Source organism: Legionella nautarum (assembly GCF_001467895.1).
Lineage (GTDB): Bacteria > Pseudomonadota > Gammaproteobacteria > Legionellales > Legionellaceae > Tatlockia > Tatlockia nautarum.
The window spans coordinates 23,599-43,106 of record NZ_LNYO01000027.1; the positions used below are offsets into that span (position 1 = coordinate 23,599).

Genomic DNA, 19,508 nt, shown 5'->3' on the forward strand with positions numbered 1-19,508 from the left:
CTTGGATTTTTAGGGATAAGCCCTTCAATGCCTAATGCTCCGGAACTTGCGCTGTGACGCAAAAATGCAGCACAAATTTATTGCCAATAATACTTTATTAAGTCAAATACTGCGTAATATGCAGGTGGTTTAGTATTTTGCTTCGCCTAAAACTGGCCTCAATAAGCCTGATTGAGTGAGATATAGAATATCGGTAATCCCCCCATCTAATTTATAATGCTGACCATTTTCTATCTGCCAGTGGCCTCTAATAGGATTTTACAGATATTTGTTTATTTTTCATTCTTATGATGTAATTTTTTACTCTTTAGGAAAATAAAGAGATATCATGACTAAATTTGCGTCTATTCCAACCAAATCCAATTTACAAAATTCCCCTGCTCAAGACACTAGCAACGAAACAGAAAAATACGAATATCAAAATATTGTTCTAAAACTTTCTAATTTAACTAAAAAATACCAAGACAATTTAAATAAAGAAAACCTTCAAGAAAAGCAAATTAATCAAATACTTCAAAGACTACTTATTAACTTAGAAAATCCCAGTACAACTGACAAAACCAAAATTCGAGAGTTCTACGATTTTTTGAATTCCCGCCATCCTAAGGCCGGAATTAAAAATATAGATGTTATTCAGCAGGATGAAAACATTTCTGCCTCAAAGTTTATATTGGGGACTTTTTTTATTATGGCCAGTATTATGACCGGTGTATTTCCTTTTATTCTTATTGTTTCTGGATTGGTATACCTTGCCACGGATAGAAGTCTTTTTGATATATTTAATACAAACGGTGAGCAATATGCAAAGGAAGTAACTCTGGTGGAAGCGCGAGATTTGAAGAAATATGGGGTTTTCTTTAACCCAGCGCCTCCTACCGAAGAAGAGGAAACTGATTTACCCTTTATGGGCATAAAGATATAACTTTCTTCTAAACTTCGTCAGTAGTTGAAGTAATAAAATATTCAATTATCTTGTGGCGATTTTTAAACTAAACCGCCATAAGATATAATGAACTTGCATTGACCTTCCCCCCGAGTTAGTACCACTTTTTCGATGAGATTTATTAGCTTATGCTACCTGCTTAGCGTATTCAACAGGCGGCATATAATTGAGTTGATAAGACGAAGTATCTTTCCATTTTGCGGGTACAAGAGAAGTCCCCGTTGTGGTATTTATAAAATTAACATTTTTTTCAATCAACCACCCTGACCAATACAATTTTTCTTCAATCATCCATGACTTAGAAAACCAATGTTGCAAGCCTAAATAGCCAACGGGGGCTTGAATAATATTTAAGGAAAAATTAGGAGTGAACGCATTGTCTAAAGAACTAGTACCATACCCATAAGTATTCACACCCGTATAGAAAGCCAAGGTTAGATAATTGCTAGAGTTAATTTTATAATAAAGCCCTAAATCGCCAGTGTAATTTCTTCCTTTTATCTTATTAATTTGATTCCCTCTCTGACCAATAAAAAAATCAAGTTCACCAAGCTTGTTGTACTCTAGATTAATTCCCAATCCAATGGCTAAACTATTATTGATTTGATAACTCAGAAGTAGACCACCCCGATAATAAAGAAAATAAGTTCTTGTTGAATTATTCCTAAGAATTGAATTTTTTGGCCATTCTAAGTATCCATACACACTTGGCGTGATATTGAGTCCTATAACAACGCGTTCATTTAAGCGATAAGAGGTTAATAGAAAAGGCAGTGAATCATGAACACGACTTTTCACTTTTCCAGTGCCAAGGGTGGTTTTTCCTTTAAAATAGAGGTGCGGCATCATAAAAAGATTACCACCAATCACCTGAAAATGTTCTGTTTGTTTTAATTCGGCCGGATTGAGAAAAAAATTCAAAGGCTGATCAACTGCACCATATACTCTATTAGAGATAATACTTACATGGCTTAATAGAAAGATGACAAGAAAGGATAAAAAATTAGTTCTCATTAAAGTCCGTTTTTGGTCTTTACATCGATGCAATAAGTCGGTTTTTAATTAACAAATAAGTCTCTGCTAACACTTCTAATAACTGCTGATATAGTTTTTCTAAGGAATGTGAGTGGCCTGCTTTACGATACCGTTCGAGGTATTGACAGGCATATTGCATTCGTATGGTACCTACATAAGAAGCACCTCCCTTCGCTTTATGAGCTAATTTTTCAACTTCGTTCCAATCTTTAGCTTCATGCGCTTTTTGAATATCGCTTTGAATTTTGGGGATTTCAATAAGCATTAATTGTAACATTTCATTTAAAACACTCTCATTTGACATTGTTTCTATGCCTTTAGCGAGATCAAATAAGGGAAACTGCTCAAGCTCAAACAATTCTTTCTCGGTGTTAGGTAAATCTATCCCTAATCCTTTAGGAAAGGTAGGATCTGTATTGTCTTGAGAAACCGAAATGTTTTGCACATTTCTTTCAGTATCAGTAGATTTAAATAGATATTCATCAAAAATTTTCCCTAAAAATTCGATGCGTAAAGGCTTTTGGACTACTTTATCAATTCCAGAATTGACACCAGATGCCTCCACCTCTCGCTTAGCATGGCCTGTTAACGCAATGATAGGAACCCGCTTCTTATGATGACTTTTTTCCCACTTTCGTAAATGTTGAGAAAACACCAAACCAGAAATATTAGGTAGACCGATATCGGTAAGAATTAAGTCAAATACATTTGAAGTCGCTAGAGCCAACGCTTCGGTACCATCCATCGCTGAAGTAAAACGACAACCGGTTTCCTTAATCATTCCCTCAAGGACTCGTAGAGCGACCAGGTCATCTTCGACTAAAAGAAGATGAGGCCTATGATTTTTCTTCATTAACCCTATTTTTTCTTTAATGCGACTATTTACTGAAGTGAGTGAAGCTGCGCTTTTATCAACAGGCACAGAATCAGGATTACCTATTTTAAAGGGTAAATCAAAAGAAAAAGTGGAACCTTTATCAACTTGACTCGTTAAGTGAATTTTTCCTCCTAAGCGCTTTACATATTTCTTTACAATGTGTAACCCAATACCATGCCCCTTGTACATTCCTTTATAGGAAGGGCTTGCTCTATAAAATCGTCTAAAAATTTTCTCTCGAGCCTCATCAGGGATCCCAATTCCCGTATCGATAACCATAAAATTAAGCTTTACTTTATGAGTAGCTCGCTGAATCACTTTAATATTTATTTCAACATAGCCTTTTAAGGTAAATTTAATCGCATTGCCTAATAAATTAAGTAAAATTCGATTGAGTTTGACGCGATCTCCAATCAGATAAGTAGGAAGTTCATTATCAATGTTCACTTTAAACTGAAGATCTTTTAACTTAAGGGTTGGCATTTCAAGCGCTACAATGGCTTCAATCGATTGACGTAAATCAAAACATTCTTCATGAATATCGTCTTCAGAAATGTTCTCAGCAGAGATAATATCAAGCACTCCATTGAGCAAATCTAATAATTGTTCACCACTTTCATTAATTAAATGAGCATCTTCTTTGGCAATTGCATCTTTAAGATTAAGTTCTAGGTTTCTTGCCATACCAATGATACCCGTTAGGGGAGTCCGAACGTCATGACTCATGTTGGCAATAAATTCTGACTTTGCGCGACTTGCTATCTCTGCTTGTTCTTTCGCGTTTTTAAGAGCTGTAATATCTGTAGAAATACCGGCCACCCCAATGATTTCACTATTTTTATTTCGTAAAGGAACACGGCTTGTTAAAAAATGAAAAACAACACCATTGGTGCCGGGTAAAGGGGGGTCTTCAATACCGTAGATTGCTTTACCTGTCTCAAGAACGGATAGATCATCCTTTTTTAATTTATTAGCTAATCCCTCAGGCCAATCGCAGAGAACAGATAATTCTTCATAGGTTTTACCCCGAAATTGCTCAATGGTCATACCAAGCATAGTCAATACGTTTTGATTACAACCAAGCATGAAACAATTTTTATCCATCCAATAGACATTACAAGGCATGTTTTCAATAAGCGTTTCCATTTGGTAAATGGCATTTTTGTTTTCGCTTTCTGAAAAATTAACAGTCTTAAAAACATGAAATAAACCCTCTGGCGTTTCAACGGAAAACGCTTGCCATTGGTATCGTGTGTTATTGATGATAGTGTCAATCGTTTGATTAAAGGTCTGAATATGCATAGGAACACGCGCATAATCAGAAATAAAGCAAGGAATCAGCGCCTGGTGGCAAAGCGTTTTAAATGACTTACCTTGCGCTTCTAACAGCGTGCAATGAAACAATTTTTCAGCACCTTGATTCAAAATAGAAACATTAAATTGCTCATCCAAAATCACAAGGATTTCTTGCAGTTGGTTTGCGATTGAAAGAAGTAAGGGATTTTGTTTTATAAAATTAAGATAATTTATGGACATTCTGGTATCATATCCTATCATTGAAACATCATTTGCCCACTTTTTATTATGGATCAAACGTGCTATTTAATTGGCGAAGATAGCCTCTTAATCCAATGTGGGAACCTACTTCTCTCTAATCACTATAATATTAGCCTAGTTATTTCCCCAATCAAATCCATTCACCGATGGGCAAAAAAAAATAAGATTTCGGTGATTAAAGCTATTGATGAGCTGGATTTCGATAAAACACCTCAGGTTGATTATATTTTTAGTATAGTGAATAGCCATCTTTTATCGTCTTCCTTCCTAAAATTGGCTCGTAAGCACGTGATTAATTACCATGACTCTCTACTACCCGATTATGCAGGCCTAAATGCAACAAGTTGGGCTTTAGTCAATGGCGAGCGGCAACATGGCATTACCTGGCATATCGTCAATGAGCAAATCGATGAGGGAGATATTCTTATTCAACGCTCTTTTCCTATCGAAAACAACGCTACAGCATTAAGTTTGAATTTGCGTTGTTATGAGCTTGCCATCGATAGCTTTAGTGAGCTACTCCATTCTCTACAATCTGAATCTTATGTGACTCAATCGCAATCTTTAGCCAATCGGCGCTATTTTTCAGCGACTCATCTTTTGCCTGAGCTTGGTTTTATTAATTGGCAAACCATGTCAGCCGATTTCATTGTGAGGCTGCACCATGCATTACTACTCGGACACTACAAAAATAATATTGGACTATTAAAAATCTATCTAGGGCAAGATTTTTTAATTGTTTTAGACGCGCAGCTTATTAATAAGCCAGCCGATAGAAAAAATCCAGGAACAATCTTAAATGTCAGTTTAGGCGAGATGCAAATCTCAACCTGTCAGGGCATTGTTAATTTGCACTTTAAACTACCTAGCGCTAGAAAAATAACAACGGAGATTATTGCTACCTATAATTTATTGCCTGGAATTGAACTTCCTTCGTTACCCGAAAACTTAATGGCACTGCACACTAAAAGCTATAAGGATGCCTTAACCCATGAGGGATTTTGGATAAAACAATTACAATCTTCAACCGAACATAAGCATTATGCGTCTTTTTCTCATCAAGAAAGAGAATTTGAACAAGCCGTTAGTGTTTTACAATTGAATCAATTACCTCTTAACTCAGCCATAAAAGACCTTTTTATCCTATTATTAACAAGCTTTTTAATTTATTTTTTTCGTCTCAATAATTATGAAAAAACCTCCTTGCACCTAATTCCTAATACTCGCTCCTCTTCACAAAAGAATCTACCGAGTCTTTTTCCGTCCTTTCTCCCCTTCAATTGGCCAGAGCTTGATGAAGCTTATTCCTTAGAAAAGATGATGAAGCGTGTAGAAAAAAAATACCAAAAATTACTCCTCCATGTGGGCTACCTAGGGGATATTTTTTTAAGACAGCCTGAACTCGAAGATTATGTTGCCCCATCCATTGCCATCAGTTTTTCACCAATTGAGTTATATCGCCTTCCTAGCAGCATCACTATTTACATTCAGGTAGATGAAATAAAGGGGAATATCCATAGTTACCATCGCCTAGATGAGGAACATAATAAAACGGAGCTGCAATCGTTTCGCTATTTCAACAGCCATATTTCAAAGATAATCGAGATTTTGATTAATAGTCCTAAAACTCCTATTAACGAGTTTTGCTTTCTTAGTGCGAGTGAAATAAATATTTTAAACGAATTAGCCACAGGGAAAACATATCCTCTCCCGCCAGATTCGCTCACTACTTTGTTTGAAAAGAAGGTCAATGAACTACCTCACGCCACCGCCCTATTAATGAACAATAAGGCTATTTCTTATTTACAACTTTGGCAAATGGCTGAAATTATTGCCGATTTAGTCCGAACCACGGTTCCTGCACAAACGTTTATTGGCCTTTATACTTCTCGAAACCCTATTATGCTAGCAATGATTTTCGGGATATTAAAAGCAGATTGTGTGTATGTCCCTTTAGATATTAAATACCCTCTTGGTAAAATTGAATTAATTGCTAGTCGTGCAAAATTGGACCTAATCTTCACCACAAGCGAATTTACCCAACCATTAATTGATTTTTTTAAGACCCAAAGCCTTTCAATTATTGATATTGAAAAGCTATTAGACAACAAAACACAATCCTTAAAAACCTTCAACACACCAATTCTGCGTCCCGCTGAAAACCGTCTTGCTTATATCATGTTTACCTCAGGAACAACCGGTGAACCTAAAGGCGTTATTATCAGCCAAAACAATGTGATTAACTATTGTTTTTGGTTCATGGAAACGACCCAATTTAACGCCGAGTCAGTAATTGACTTCTCATCCTCAATTGCTTTTGACCTATCCGTTCCTTGCACTATTGCGCCTTTACTCGCAGGAGGAACTATCGCAATTTGTACAGAAGAAGAAAAATTTAACCCCAAATTATATTTAGCGCATCTACTAAGGTATAGAGTCACCCATACTGAACTCACTCCTGGTTATGTCGAGCTACTACTCAACCACCCTGAAATGATTCAGAATTTAAGTCAACTTAGATATCTTTTGCTCGGTGCAGATACAGTGCATACCAATGAAGTCAATCATTGGCTATCACTCTGTCCTCACACACAAATAGTCAATGAATATGGACCAACCGAAGCAACCGTTTCTGTAACGTCCTATTTTGTTACCCCTCATTCACCCCTTCACACCGCCACAATCCCAATTGGTAAACCTGCTTTTAACAGTTTTTGCTATGTACTCGATAAATTTAATAATTTATGCCCTTTTGGCATGAAAGGCGAGCTTCATGTGGCCGGCAATCAAATTGCTCTAGGGTATCTCGAAAAACCTCAAATTACCGCTCAAAAATTTATTTCTTTATGTTTCAATGACAAGGATTCGATTCGTGCCTATAAAACCGGTGATGAGGTTTGCTGGAATGCTGATGGGCAATTGCAATTTTTTGGTCGCAATGATTTTCAAATCAAGCTTCATGGATATCGAATCGAACTTTCTGCTATAGAAGCCTTATTAATGCAACAGGATTCAATCCATCAAGCCGTAGTAAGGCTTAAAAAGCAGAATAAAGAAAAATCCTTATGTGCCTATTTAGTGGCTAAACCTAATAAAACGATAGTATTAGATGAGTTACAACATTATTTAGCTAATTATCTGCCTTCATACATGTTACCTAAGGATTTCTTCTTAGTGAAAAGTATTCCCTTAAAGGAAAATGAAAAAATTGATCTTGAACGATTAGAAAACGAAATGGATAAACAACTAATCGCTCCTCCCACTATGCCCTACAATAGCTTAACGTCAACGCAAGAATACTGCTTAAAAACATGGCAGAATGTTTTTAAAAAGACCGTGCTAATTGAGGACAATTTTTTTGATTTAGGTGGGGACTCGTTAATTGCACTACAAATTATAACTGTTCTTAAAGCACATTATTCAATTCCTCTTTCCCTAAGTTGTTTATTTGAAAGCCCAACCATTTTGTCTCTTTCAGCGCAAATAGATAGGCTTCTAAAACAGCACTCCCCTCAAAAACTTATCCTCAATTACTCCAACACATTAATTAAACTGTCTACTGGTAGCTATCCTACTCCTCTTTTCTTAGTCCATCCGGTCGGCGGCTCGATTTTTTGGTATCAACAATTAGCAAAGCAACTAGAAGGCAAATACACGGTTTACGGTATTCAAGATCCCAATCTTGAAGAAGAGCAATTTAAATTTCAAAATATTGAAGAAATGGCTGCTTTTTACCTACAAGCAATCTCGTCTGTTTATCAAGGAAATCAGTTTTGTTTAGGAGGTGCATCATTTGGAGCAACAGTCGCCTTTGAAATGGCTTATCAATTACAACAAGCCGGTTTTAGCATTCCATTCTTAGGCTTATTAGATGGCTGGGCACATTACCCCTCTAGTCTAATGAAAGAAGATTCATTAAACCTAATTTCCCAAAACAACCAATATATTACGGAAGAGCAACGGCTTCGTCTTTTAAGCCAAGAGGAATACAGGAAAAAATTGCTTAATCAATATGCTATCCCTACCCTATCGGCCAATGTCTTATTATTCAAAGCGCAGAAATTATGGAAAAGTTTTGCAGAGATTAATGATACTTATAACGGATGGCAAAGTTATGTCCACGGAAAAATTACTGTTCATCTTGTTCCAGGGGATCATGAAAGCATGTTCTTTCATCCTAATATCGAAAAATGGGCTCATTTGTTTTTTACTATTTAATATATTAATGGCTCACTATCAAAATTCACTTCACCAAAATTAACAAATAGCTTTGGGCCGCTTCTTCATTCAGACTAAAGTGCCTTCCCCGTATTTGTTTTAAATCTAGGTTAAATTTTTCACAATGGGTAAATCAGTCCACCGTGTGGTATAGGCTGGTGACTTAAGCTCAGCCCGCATCGCCCATGGTTTAGAAGCCCCTTCTGATGCTAAGTGAATCGTTTCGCGCCCAAAACGTGCATTAATGGCATCAAAGGTTTTCAATAGCTTGTCTTTTTTTTCTATTTCGCTATCTGATAGCTGATTAAAGAGGTCGATTTGTTTAAATTGTTTAGGAATAAGCCCTTCAAGGCAAACTCCGACTTTCTTATAGCAAAAGCCTGCTTTAAATAATTGTTTCAGGCAGCGTTTGGCAATTTTAGTAATGACCATTAAATCATCGGTAGGATTAATCAGTTTAAATTGCAGGCTTTGACAATATTGCGCTAAATCATGACGAAAGCGATTGGTTTGTACAAACACATAAACATATTGGGCGACTAATCCTTCCTGCCTTAATTTTTCATAAGCTCTCGCACAATGAGAACTTATCGCTTCGGCAATAACCGACAATTCAGTTTGCATGTCCCCAAAGGATTTAGACGACATGATGGATTGTTTAGGCTCCCTTATTTCTAATTCGTTACAAGCAATGCCGCGTAACTCCATGGCTGTTCGCATCAAGACCACATTAAATTTTTGTTTTAAGAGATGCGGATTTAAATGAGCTAAATCTGCCGCAGTCGCCACCCCTCGCAACAGTAATTTAGTTGACCATTGACGCCCTATTCCCCAAACATCCCCTATGTCAATTTTATTTAGCCAATGGCGCTCATGAGTGACATTAAAAACAGGGATTTTTAATACCTTCTTACACAGATGATTGGCAATTTTAGCCAGTGTTTTAGTTGGACCTATGCCGATGGAGGTAGGAATGCCGGTTTCTTTTAAAATACGCTGTTGCAAATTCAAGCAAAAACGGTCGTGCTCTAATTCAGGCAGCGAACTTAAATCTAAAAAAGCCTCATCAATGGAATAGATTTCCACATCCGTCCAGTTTTCAAGAATAACGGACATCACCCGATGCGACATATCGCCATAAAGGGTATAATTCGAAGAAAAGACGTTTACTTTGTGTTGCCGGCAAAGCGCTTTCACCTCAAAAAAAGGACAGCCCATTTTTATACCGAGCGCTTTAGCCTCATTCGAGCGCGCAATCACGCAGCCGTCGTTGTTGGACAAGACTACAATGGGTTTATTGCGCAAATCAGGACGAAATAGACGCTCACAGCTCGCGTAAAAATTATTACAATCAATCAATGCGTACATGAGTCACCCAAAGGTATGAATGACATGAATAACCACACCCCAAATCACTAAGTCTTGTTCATCAGTGATATCGATAGGTTTGTATTTATCATTGGCTGGCAAAAGCTTGATACGCCCATTGACACGGGAAAGCCGTTTCACGGTGAGCTCACCATTAATCGCTGCAATCACGACTTTACCATGAGTTGCTTCAATACTTCGGTCGACAATCAATAAATCCCCTGATTGAATACCCACATCAGTCATGGAGTCCCCTGAAGCCCTCACCATGAAGGTGGATGCCGGATGATTAACTAAATACTGATTTAAATCGAGAAAGTCTTCGATGTAATCATCAGCGGGCGATGGAAAGCCTGCTCTGACGGTACTTGAGTACAAAGGAATGGGATAAGGCATTGAAGGTTGATGCTCAATGAGCTTTATCACCTCGTTGATGCGTGAAAGAGGAATGCGTATCGCTTTAGTTTGTTCTCCATATTTGCCCTGACCTTTTGGTCGTCCAGCACCAGGTCTTTTTCCGCCTCGTACCATGATTTTTTATTCTATGATTGGTGTACATCAATCAATAGTAGAATAAAATGAAAGCAATTGTAAGAAGAATTTCCACCTAAATGGTCATATTTTGAATTATTCCTATTAACTCATAGAGTTACTTATACAAAAGAGTTAGCCTACTTACCCACAAATTCTGTGGATAAGTTACTAGGCCGACACTAACCATTCTTAAGGATTACCCTCCCCTAGACTAGGCATTATCCTCTATCCTCAGGCACAGCGCTTTTCTTCCGCTTCAATTTCTTGCTCAATGCGACGTTGTTCAGCCCATAAAGCCTCAAGCTCTTTTCGATGCAATCGAATACGCTCACGAATGGTATTTATCACGTCCTCGTCTGAGTGTTGATAAATACTGTTCGTCAGCTCATCAATTAAATCGTTCTTTTCTGTCATTTGAGCCTCCACTCGTTGAAGGCGCTCATCGTTTACAGTCTCAAAGGCATAGGCTTTTTGCTTCATTTCCTTTTCTTTTTCCCGAAGCCAGCGTTTTTCACGCAAGTCTTCTTTGTCTTTAAACGATTGACCTAAATAAAAATGCTTGTAAAACCCTTTAGGCGTTCGCCAACTGTTGTCGCGAATCATTTTGGACAAAATGTTATTTCGATGTCTTAAGCAAGAAATCTTAGGTAAGTAAAAATCAACGTTCAATAAAGCGAATAAGTATTCAGCTGCTAATTGTTGAGGCGATGAGAACTCCTTTCGAGACTTAATGATTAAATTGAAAAAAGTGCCTGCAACTAAATTTTTGATAGCGTCTGGAACTTCTTCCTTTACCTCTTGTGAGAGGAACTGTTGGACTGAATCAAAGGCTTGAGTCAACCGATGAAGGGTTGGTTTATCCACAGAACAGGTTTTACCAAAGCTAATAGTATTAATAGGAGAAGAAATATAAAGATCTCTTATATAAGATTCCCTCAAAATGAGAGAATCAATTCTCTCATTTTGTTTTAAATCAAAGCGGTCTTGATTTTGCTTATCTCCTTCTAACGGAGTTTCTTGCTCAGATCTCCTATTATCGTCGTTAGTACTATTGTTAACAGGCGCAGGAGCAACTACGGCTGGCGCTGGTGAAATTTCAGGTTCAGTCTTAAGCTTTGCGAGCAGTTTATCGGTCACATTGATATAAGCGCCTATCGTTGAATTAAATTCCCCATCTTTTTTTGTACGACAGTATTTAGAGCGCCTGCGCTCAATAAAACCCTCCTCCTCTAATTCTTTGATATAGCGGTGGAGAGTGCTTACGGGAATATCAGTGTCTTGTGCAATTTCTTTATAGGGCTTCATAAACCATTTATTAGTAGAACCCTTTAATTTGTAAGTGCTGGTTTGCCAACCAAGTAAAATATAATCCATCAACTGCGCCTTACGAGCCAATGGAATGACTTTGCGGAGACGTTTAAATCTCGAGTGAAAAATTGAACAAAGGTTCCCCATAGATAATATCCTTATCTTTATTGTTTTTTTTAGGGAACAAAGCTAAAATATAACTGGATTACTCAAAAAAATATTAAGAAACTGATCCCTTTATATTTTTTTGAATTTAGCTTCGTACCAAGCTGGATTTACAGTTATGGAGAGTTGCAGCTCTTCATAACTGGCTTCACACATCAATAGAGTTTTACACTATTTCCTCTCTTTATTTTCTTATTCTTCTAAATCATTTGTTATAAATAACCTAATTATTAAGATTATTTAATTCATTCATAACCTTTAAAATACGATTTATACGTGATCGAAAGATTATTTGTCAATACTCAATACAAAAAATAAATCAATCATATTTTATTCATCTAACATCCTGATTTTATGCGGGATAGCAATGTTTTTCCCTTCAAGATTTATTATTGAAACAATACTCAATACGGTATTGAAAATAAGTTGTAAATTCATTATTTTTACGATAATGTAATTGTAAATTTTTAGCTTATGGAGAAGATATGCCTACAAAAAATCCTAAAGTGTTAGTTGTTGCGAATAATAAGGGTGGAGTTGGAAAAAGTCTTATTAGTCAATTGATTTCAACCTATATCGCATTCAAGAAAAATAAAAAAGTCTTGGTTCTTGATTTTGATCCGCAAGGAAATATGTCATATAGATTCCTCAGAGATACCCGCATAAGAGAAATGTCTAATTATAAGCCTCCTTTACATCCTGATTATGACCCTAATAATCCCGAAGATGATGGATGGGATGGTCGCTCTTCGGCGTTAGATATGTGGACGGAGAACCCAGTCGTTCCTTACCCAACAGATTTAGATAATTTAGATATTCTTCCAAGCAATGCAGCTCTTATAAAAGGTATCGAATCTTTTGAATATTCAGATACCCTTGAAAGTATCGTACAACGCCCTTACGATTTTTTTGCCATGGATGAATTTATATCTTGTGGGTATGACTTGATCATCATCGATACCCCGCCTGCAAAAGGCCCCTTAACACAAAGTGCTATCAGAGCTGCAACACATGTTTTAATACCTTTGGAGCTCAGCAATAAATCTCTTCAAGGTTTAGCAGGTATGGTTGATCTTGTTAATCGCCAGAATATCTACCGTCCAGCTGATGTACAGGCCAAAATCATTGGATTATTGAAAAATAAAGTTGACTACAATAAAAGAACGCCTCAGAACCGAATCATAGATACAATAAAAGATAATCCGATGTTAAACACGTTGCTTATTGAAGATGTTGAGATTCATGATTCTCCAAGAGCAGTGGATATAGATGAAGATCAGGCTCCAATTACTGCACCTTATACTGAATTAAAAGATAATGATAGGTTTGCTATTGAAGCTGTCGCATTAGGTGAGTTTGTATATAACAAAGTCTTAGGAGAAAAGGACCATGTCACTAAAAAAGAAGATAATCACGAGTTCGCTAACATCTAAGGCAAAGAAACCGGATACAGTTATCCGTGCTGGAATTACCGCAAGCTTAAAATATACACGTGGAAAACAACTTGTCGAACACGACCCTTTTTTGTTGATTCCTGATCCGCAGAATCCTAGGCCAGGAGAGGTCATCGATGAGGCATGGTTAAAAGAATATTTAAAATTAGGAGAGGAGAATTCTCTTTGTAGAGTTAATCCTGAAACGGGAGAATATGAGATTCCAGAGTTTTCAACGTTACAGAATATTGACGATGATAGAGCAGAGGATAGTTATAATTTCTTAAGGGATCTTGCATTTTCCATAAGAAATGATGGGTTGATTGAGCCAATTGAGATTTTTTTGGCAGATCGTCAAAATGATCTAGAATATTTTCGTAATAACAATTTGGAGTTTGGGTATGTAATTTTAGAAGGACATCAGCGCCGTCTTGCTGGAATGATGGCTGGTGTTCCTACGCTTACTTGTATTGAAATCACTGATGAAAGTATCCTTGCGAAACTAAAAGTAAAACATAGAAAATTAAGAAGACAGTTGTCTGAGAATAACTTAAGAAAAGGATTAACTGTTTCACAAAATTTTCAAATTATTCAAGAAATATTGTCTGATCCAAGTACTAAATCTCTAACTAAAAAAGAATTGTCCTCTATCATTGGGCTTAATGAGAGTATAGCGAGTGCTCTGCGTACTATTTGTACAAAACCAAATAATTATCCACCAATTTTCTTTTCTATGATTAAAGAAAATAAATTAACTTTTAAGATGATTCGAACTCTTGTTCCTAAGTCATATACAGATATTGAAAATGCTTTAATGAACAATTCTAAATTACCAGAAGAGCCATCCAAAAATAAAATAAAGGCACGTGGCAGAGAGGGTGGTGCCAAAAAGAAATATGCTACTTTTAAAGTAAGTGATGAACGGGAGTCTTTTATCTTGCAAAAATTTCTACTATCAAGATTCCCTGAAATTAATCAAATTACTAACGAGATGAATTTCAAAAGTCTAGAAAATATATTAAATAAAGTTAAAGAGATAGCGTTAACTGAAATAGTGTGACCCGGGTCACTATTTGCGTAACTTATTGTTTTTAAATAATAATTTAATCATTTTTGATTTTTTTGATTTAACAGGATCTCTTATGAATGAGAAAAGAAAGAGTAAAAAGTTATTCTTTGCGGTTCCGCAAAAAAAAGAAAAATGGCTTGTTTGTATTCGCTTTCCTACAGATATAAAAGAAAAATTAAGAAAGCAAGCAGACAAGGATTACACTGGTAAAGGAAAGCAATCTAAATTAGTAGATGATGCTGTGAATTACTATATATACACACTTTCAGAAATTAAATGGGGGGAATATGAAAAGGACCCTGACTATGCAGAATTAATAGATGATATCTATGAGGGCTTAAATCAAGAGCCTTTAGAAGGAGCTACCCAAGTGTTTTTCACAGAAGAAACAAAAAATAAAATTCTTGAAATAGAAAAAAAGGTTAAATTAACTAAACCACTAATGAAGGATGTTAGAACTGGTTTAATTAGAAAAGCTGTATCAATTAGACTTAGCTTAGGTGATAAAATGTTTTTTGATTCGATAATGAGTAATTCTGGTGATTAGATTATATTACAGACTGTTTGATGCTGTATGTTTTCTTAGAATAGAAAATATAAATCTAGTTAATGATATTTTAAATACAACTGATTACAATTACTTAATAATAAGTGTGAGCAAATTAAATGGTAAGTAGGTGGATGAATTTGGGGAATTGTACAATTTTCACTATGTAATTCAATTTATTCCTTGTTTATTATCTATATCTGAAATTATTGGTGCCTCAAATTTATTATGAAGTGTTTTGAGTGATTTGTTGTAAGTGTACCGGCAAAAAACTGAATTTTAGAATGTCAGATTATGAGATTAGTATGATAAAATCCGTCAAAAAAATTAAAAATATAAGCAATTTTTTGCAGGTAAAAAACTTTGTTAATTTATCATGTATATAAAATATAAAATATAAAATATAAAATATAAAATATAAAATATAAAATATAAAATATAAAATATAAAATATAAAATATAAAATATGGAATTGGATAGGTCATGAATTACACAATTGATTTAGAACAAATAAGAGAATATAACACGCACCACTTTGTAATAAATCCAAAAAGAGCAGCATTGATTGTTATAGAAATGCAGAATGTATTTCTAACAGATTTAAAATTAATATCTGATAGACAGATTAACAATATTAAATCAATAATTGAGGCATCTGAGAAAGCCGGAGTAAAAACAATTTATGTGCGCCATAATGATAGCTCTGAAATTTCAAAGTCAATGATAGAGTGGTGGGGTGGTGATAAAATTGAATATGGCAGCGAAGGTTGGAAAATGCTCGAAGGATTTAATACGACAGGAAAGACTATTATTGATAAAAATCAATACAGCGCTTTTTTCAAAACAAATTTAGATAACATCCTTCAGGAAAATAATATTACAGATGTAATTGTAGTAGGTGTTATGGCTAATTGTTGTTGTGAAACAACAGCTAGAGATGCTTTTATGCATGGTTATAAAGTATTTTTTATTAGCGATGCAACATCTACATTAAACGAAGATTTACACCTATCTGCAATAAAGAATTTATCTTTTGGCTTTGCATGTATAAAGAATACAAGTGAGATAATTAACGATTTAAATTATGATAGAAAATGATTTATCGAAATAAGAAAATAGCAATATTATTTGCTTGTATAACTATAATAAATAATACGCAAGCGACTGAAGTTATTCATACTGATTCTAAAAAAATTGTTAATGTAATTGCATTTTATGGCTTTTTGGAAGATCAGAGAATTAAAAATGCAGTAGAGAGTCAATGTAATGTAAATTTCTCACATGATTCTTATTATACAAATGCAGAATTCTTACATACTTTTTATAAACAAAGAAACTACTACGATGTTATGATTTTCAGCAACATGGTTTATGGTAGTATAAAAAATCAACTTCCAAATATTGAAAATAGTAATCTCTGGAAATCATCTAATGATTATTATCCATATTTTAAAAACTATTATCGGACAAAAAATTACACAAAAAACACGGCTTTTTTTACCCATTCAATAGTTGGATTTATGTATAATCCCGAGTTAATCAATATTACTCCAGATCAAAAAATGAGTGATATTTTTAAATCAGCTAAAGAGAATAATGTAATTTTAGTAGATGACTCTGGGGAAATAGGAAATTTATTGACAATTGGCTTCAGTAACGATCAAGCTATTCAAAAAAATAGTGATGGAACAGTTTCATTGACTTATGAAAATTTAAAGCGAATGACTCAAAATAGTAAGGTCTATATTACCAGCGATTTTAATAGAATTTATGACAGTAAAAATTTTGCGCTTAGTTACATCTGGTCAGGGGACGCATTGTTGTATATTAAAAAATCTGGAAAACCTTATAAATTTGTGATTCCATCAAATGCTAGCTCCATTTGCACAGATTTAATTGTTCAAATGAAAGATACGCCCGAAGCAAATTGTGTAGCAAATGTATTGCAAAATCAGTCTACCTTAGAATATTTTGAAAATAACACCTATTTTTTTTCCCCATATTTTAAAAATCATATTAATGATAAATCGTATAGAGAATTATATGAAAAGACAAAAAAGACTTTACCAAAGTTACGAATGATCCAACCAGTAGAAAACTTCGAGAAAGAATATAATGATAACTGGAATAAGATAAAACTTAATATCAGTAAAAATAACTTTGATTAATTATGATAAATAATTCCCTTCAAAAGTTAATTTTGTATATTACAAATGTTACAGACATAGATTCTTATAAAAGAGTAATAAATCATTTAATGACATTTTTGATTGTATTTGGATTATGTATAAGTTTAATAGCTATGTATACAAGTTATTATAGATTTGAAAAAAACTCAAAAAAGGTCAATAAAGAATTACTCGCTAATGCCAATTCGATTCTACAATCAAATATATCAGAAAAACTAAGTATAATTGTAAATAATCAAGACTTTGTAAGTTATATTAACGAAGGTGAGTATAGTAGAAAATTGAATGCTGTTAGCATGATGTTCCTATTCAATAAGTTTATTGATAATGATTTAATTTCAGGTTTAAAAGTCTATAAGAATGATAATGGAATAATTCTAGATATTGGAAACAGTGATTCTTCTTTTCATGTAAATCTAAACCTTTGTTACTTAAATGGACAGATAAATAACCGTTATGGGAATTGTTACGCAAGAATAATTATTTTTATCTCAAAAAATTCATATCTTAATCGTCTAGCTAAACTAAATTCAAATATAAAACCTTGTGACTATAAAAATAGTAAATGTGATACATTTAACCCTTTTTTTTTTGGAAAATTTGGATCATTCTCTATAGTTAATTCTTCAAAAGAATTAGTTTCGATAAAACAAACTACTCCTAGTCGTTATCAATTATTCATACCTGCAATTATAATTTCTATTATTTCAACCTTTGGTTTATTAATTGCTCAGAGGCTAATTAAATTATTAACTAATAAATATCTTGCTAATCCCATTAAAGAAATTGAAACAAATCTAAAAGATAATGTCCCTTTGAAAAATGAATATATAAAAGAAATACATTATCTTGCCAAGGAAATTGAAGAATATAAAGAAAATAAATTTGAGATCGAAATTGGAAAAAATTTAGCTCAGGTTGCTCATGATATGCGTTCTCCACTGCTAGCGGTCGATTCATTTTTTCGATTGGTAGAAAAGAAGCTAGATGAGTCTGAGCGATATTTCGGAAGAATTGCCATTAGAAGACTAGATGATATTGCGTGGAGTTTACTTTCAAAATTTAAAAATAAAAATATAAATGAAGACGAAAATAATTATGTTTTTCTACATTCTTGTATACAAGAGATCTTATCAGAAAAACGCATGGAATATGCTAAACAAAATATAGAATTTGAATTTATGGTTAGTCCTGGTGATGCCTTCACCTTGGTTTACCTTAATTCGATAAACTTAAAAAGAATGTTATCTAACATTATTAATAATGCTGTTAACGCTATTATGCCAAAAACTGGTTTGGTAGAAATATGTCTCGAAGTTAATTTTGCGGGTGCCTTAATTTCAATTAAAGATAATGGAAAGGGAATGAGTCCAGAATTTATTAAAGAAATTTTTGCTAATTGTAGAATGGAGAAAGCCAAAACTAATTTAGGGTTACCTCATGCAATTGAATTCGTTGATCAGGTTGATGGTAAATTAGAAATTATTTCAAATGAAGGGAAGGGAACTACAGTGAATATTTCTCTACCACCTTGTGATACTCCATTTTGGTGTATAAGTGAGTATCATGCACTGAGCGATGAACTATTAATTTTTATTGATGATAGTAAAGCAGTACACGATGTTTGGGATGATATGCTCAGGAATTTTAAAGATCTCAATCCTAAACATTTTTATAATGCGCAAGATGCATTAAGCTTTATGGTAGCTGAGCAAAAAAAATTAGTGATTTTTTGTGATTATGAATTTTTTGATGAAGATAAAAATGGACTTTATATTTTAGACAAAGCGCCTAAAGACGCAACAAAAATTTTAGTCACAAGTTGTTTATATAATCAAAAAATAATGAAGGAAGCAATTGAAAGAGGATTTAAGATTTTACCAAAAGATCTAGTACCCTATTTTAAAATACGGAAAAAAGTTCAAACTTCTGAAAAGCAAATTAGCTTGATATTTATTGATGATGAACCTAGAAATACCCAATCTTGGGAATTTTTTGCGAAAACTAAAAAACTAAAAATTGTAACTTACAATGATATTCATGCGTTTTTAGTGGATGCAAATAATTTTGAAAAAGATATTCCTATCTACATTGACTTAGATTTGCAGTCCGAACGAAGTGGTATTGATTACGCGAAAGACATACATAAAAAAGGTTTTCATAAAATTTATATTACTACTGGTGCAATTGATTTTGAAATTGAAAACGCAAAGTATCCATGGATTACTGAGATACAAGAAAAGAGGTTTCCGTTTATCTAAAGTT

13 protein-coding genes are annotated in these 19,508 nt (G+C 34.3%); 8 read left to right on the forward strand and 5 right to left on the reverse strand.

Features of this window, described 5'->3' with window-relative positions; translation table 11 throughout:
* Positions 1-328 precede the first annotated feature (328 nt).
* Entirely contained in the window at positions 329-922 is a 594-nt protein-coding gene (locus Lnau_RS15540) for a hypothetical protein (protein ID WP_058506061.1), read from the forward strand.
* A gap of 147 nt (positions 923-1,069) precedes the next feature.
* On the opposite strand, the gene Lnau_RS15545 is transcribed toward Lnau_RS15540, so the two are convergent.
* The gene (locus Lnau_RS15545; RefSeq protein WP_058506062.1) at positions 1,070-1,957 is read right to left on the reverse strand and encodes a hypothetical protein; all 888 of its coding nucleotides are present in this window, start codon (positions 1,955-1,957) and stop codon (positions 1,070-1,072) included.
* A gap of 19 nt (positions 1,958-1,976) precedes the next feature.
* Positions 1,977-4,391 (reverse strand): ATP-binding protein, encoded by a 2,415-nt coding sequence (locus tag Lnau_RS15550; RefSeq protein ID WP_058506063.1) that lies wholly within the window; start codon positions 4,389-4,391, stop codon positions 1,977-1,979.
* Positions 4,392-4,583: 192 nt separating this feature from the next.
* On the opposite strand from Lnau_RS15550, the gene Lnau_RS15555 reads away from it, so the two are divergent.
* Positions 4,584-8,630 carry an amino acid adenylation domain-containing protein gene (locus Lnau_RS15555; protein ID WP_162263210.1) on the forward strand — a complete coding sequence of 1,349 codons (4,047 nt, stop codon included), beginning with the start codon at positions 4,584-4,586 and terminating at the stop codon, positions 8,628-8,630.
* Between the two features lie 105 nt (positions 8,631-8,735).
* Here the strand turns inward: Lnau_RS15555 and Lnau_RS15560 are convergent, their stop codons facing one another.
* From Lnau_RS15560 to Lnau_RS15570, 3 genes are all read right to left on the reverse strand, one after another.
* A complete protein-coding gene (locus Lnau_RS15560) occupies positions 8,736-9,998 on the reverse strand; it encodes a Y-family DNA polymerase (protein WP_058506065.1) in 1,263 nt (420 codons plus the stop codon).
* A 3-nt stretch (positions 9,999-10,001) separates the two neighbouring features.
* The gene (locus Lnau_RS15565; protein WP_058506066.1) at positions 10,002-10,529 is read right to left on the reverse strand and encodes a LexA family protein; all 528 of its coding nucleotides are present in this window, start codon (positions 10,527-10,529) and stop codon (positions 10,002-10,004) included.
* Positions 10,530-10,763: 234 nt separating this feature from the next.
* A complete protein-coding gene (locus tag Lnau_RS15570) occupies positions 10,764-11,906 on the reverse strand; it encodes a helix-turn-helix domain-containing protein (protein WP_238586000.1) in 1,143 nt (380 codons plus the stop codon).
* 584 nt (positions 11,907-12,490) lie between these two features.
* Here Lnau_RS15570 and Lnau_RS15575 point away from each other — a divergent pair.
* The 6 genes from Lnau_RS15575 to Lnau_RS15600 all read left to right on the forward strand — a co-directional run bounded on the left by Lnau_RS15575 (position 12,491) and on the right by Lnau_RS15600 (position 19,504).
* Positions 12,491-13,438, forward strand: coding sequence for a ParA family protein (locus tag Lnau_RS15575; RefSeq protein WP_058506068.1), 948 nt, complete (start codon positions 12,491-12,493; stop codon positions 13,436-13,438).
* The gene (locus Lnau_RS15580; protein ID WP_058506069.1) at positions 13,395-14,498 is read left to right on the forward strand and encodes a hypothetical protein; all 1,104 of its coding nucleotides are present in this window, start codon (positions 13,395-13,397) and stop codon (positions 14,496-14,498) included. Before Lnau_RS15575 ends, Lnau_RS15580 begins: the two co-directional genes overlap by 44 nt.
* Before the next feature lie 82 nt (positions 14,499-14,580).
* Positions 14,581-15,054, forward strand: coding sequence for a hypothetical protein (locus Lnau_RS15585; protein ID WP_058506134.1), 474 nt, complete (start codon positions 14,581-14,583; stop codon positions 15,052-15,054).
* A 483-nt stretch (positions 15,055-15,537) separates the two neighbouring features.
* Positions 15,538-16,152, forward strand: coding sequence for an isochorismatase family protein (locus tag Lnau_RS15590; RefSeq protein WP_058506070.1), 615 nt, complete (start codon positions 15,538-15,540; stop codon positions 16,150-16,152).
* Positions 16,149-17,222: a hypothetical protein gene (locus Lnau_RS15595; RefSeq protein ID WP_058506071.1), complete on the forward strand. Its 1,074-nt coding sequence runs from the start codon at positions 16,149-16,151 to the stop codon at positions 17,220-17,222. Before Lnau_RS15590 ends, Lnau_RS15595 begins: the two co-directional genes overlap by 4 nt.
* A 2-nt stretch (positions 17,223-17,224) precedes the next feature.
* On the forward strand, positions 17,225-19,504 hold the full coding sequence (locus Lnau_RS15600) for a sensor histidine kinase (RefSeq protein ID WP_058506072.1): 2,280 nt from the start codon (positions 17,225-17,227) through the stop codon (positions 19,502-19,504).
* Positions 19,505-19,508 lie beyond the last annotated feature (4 nt).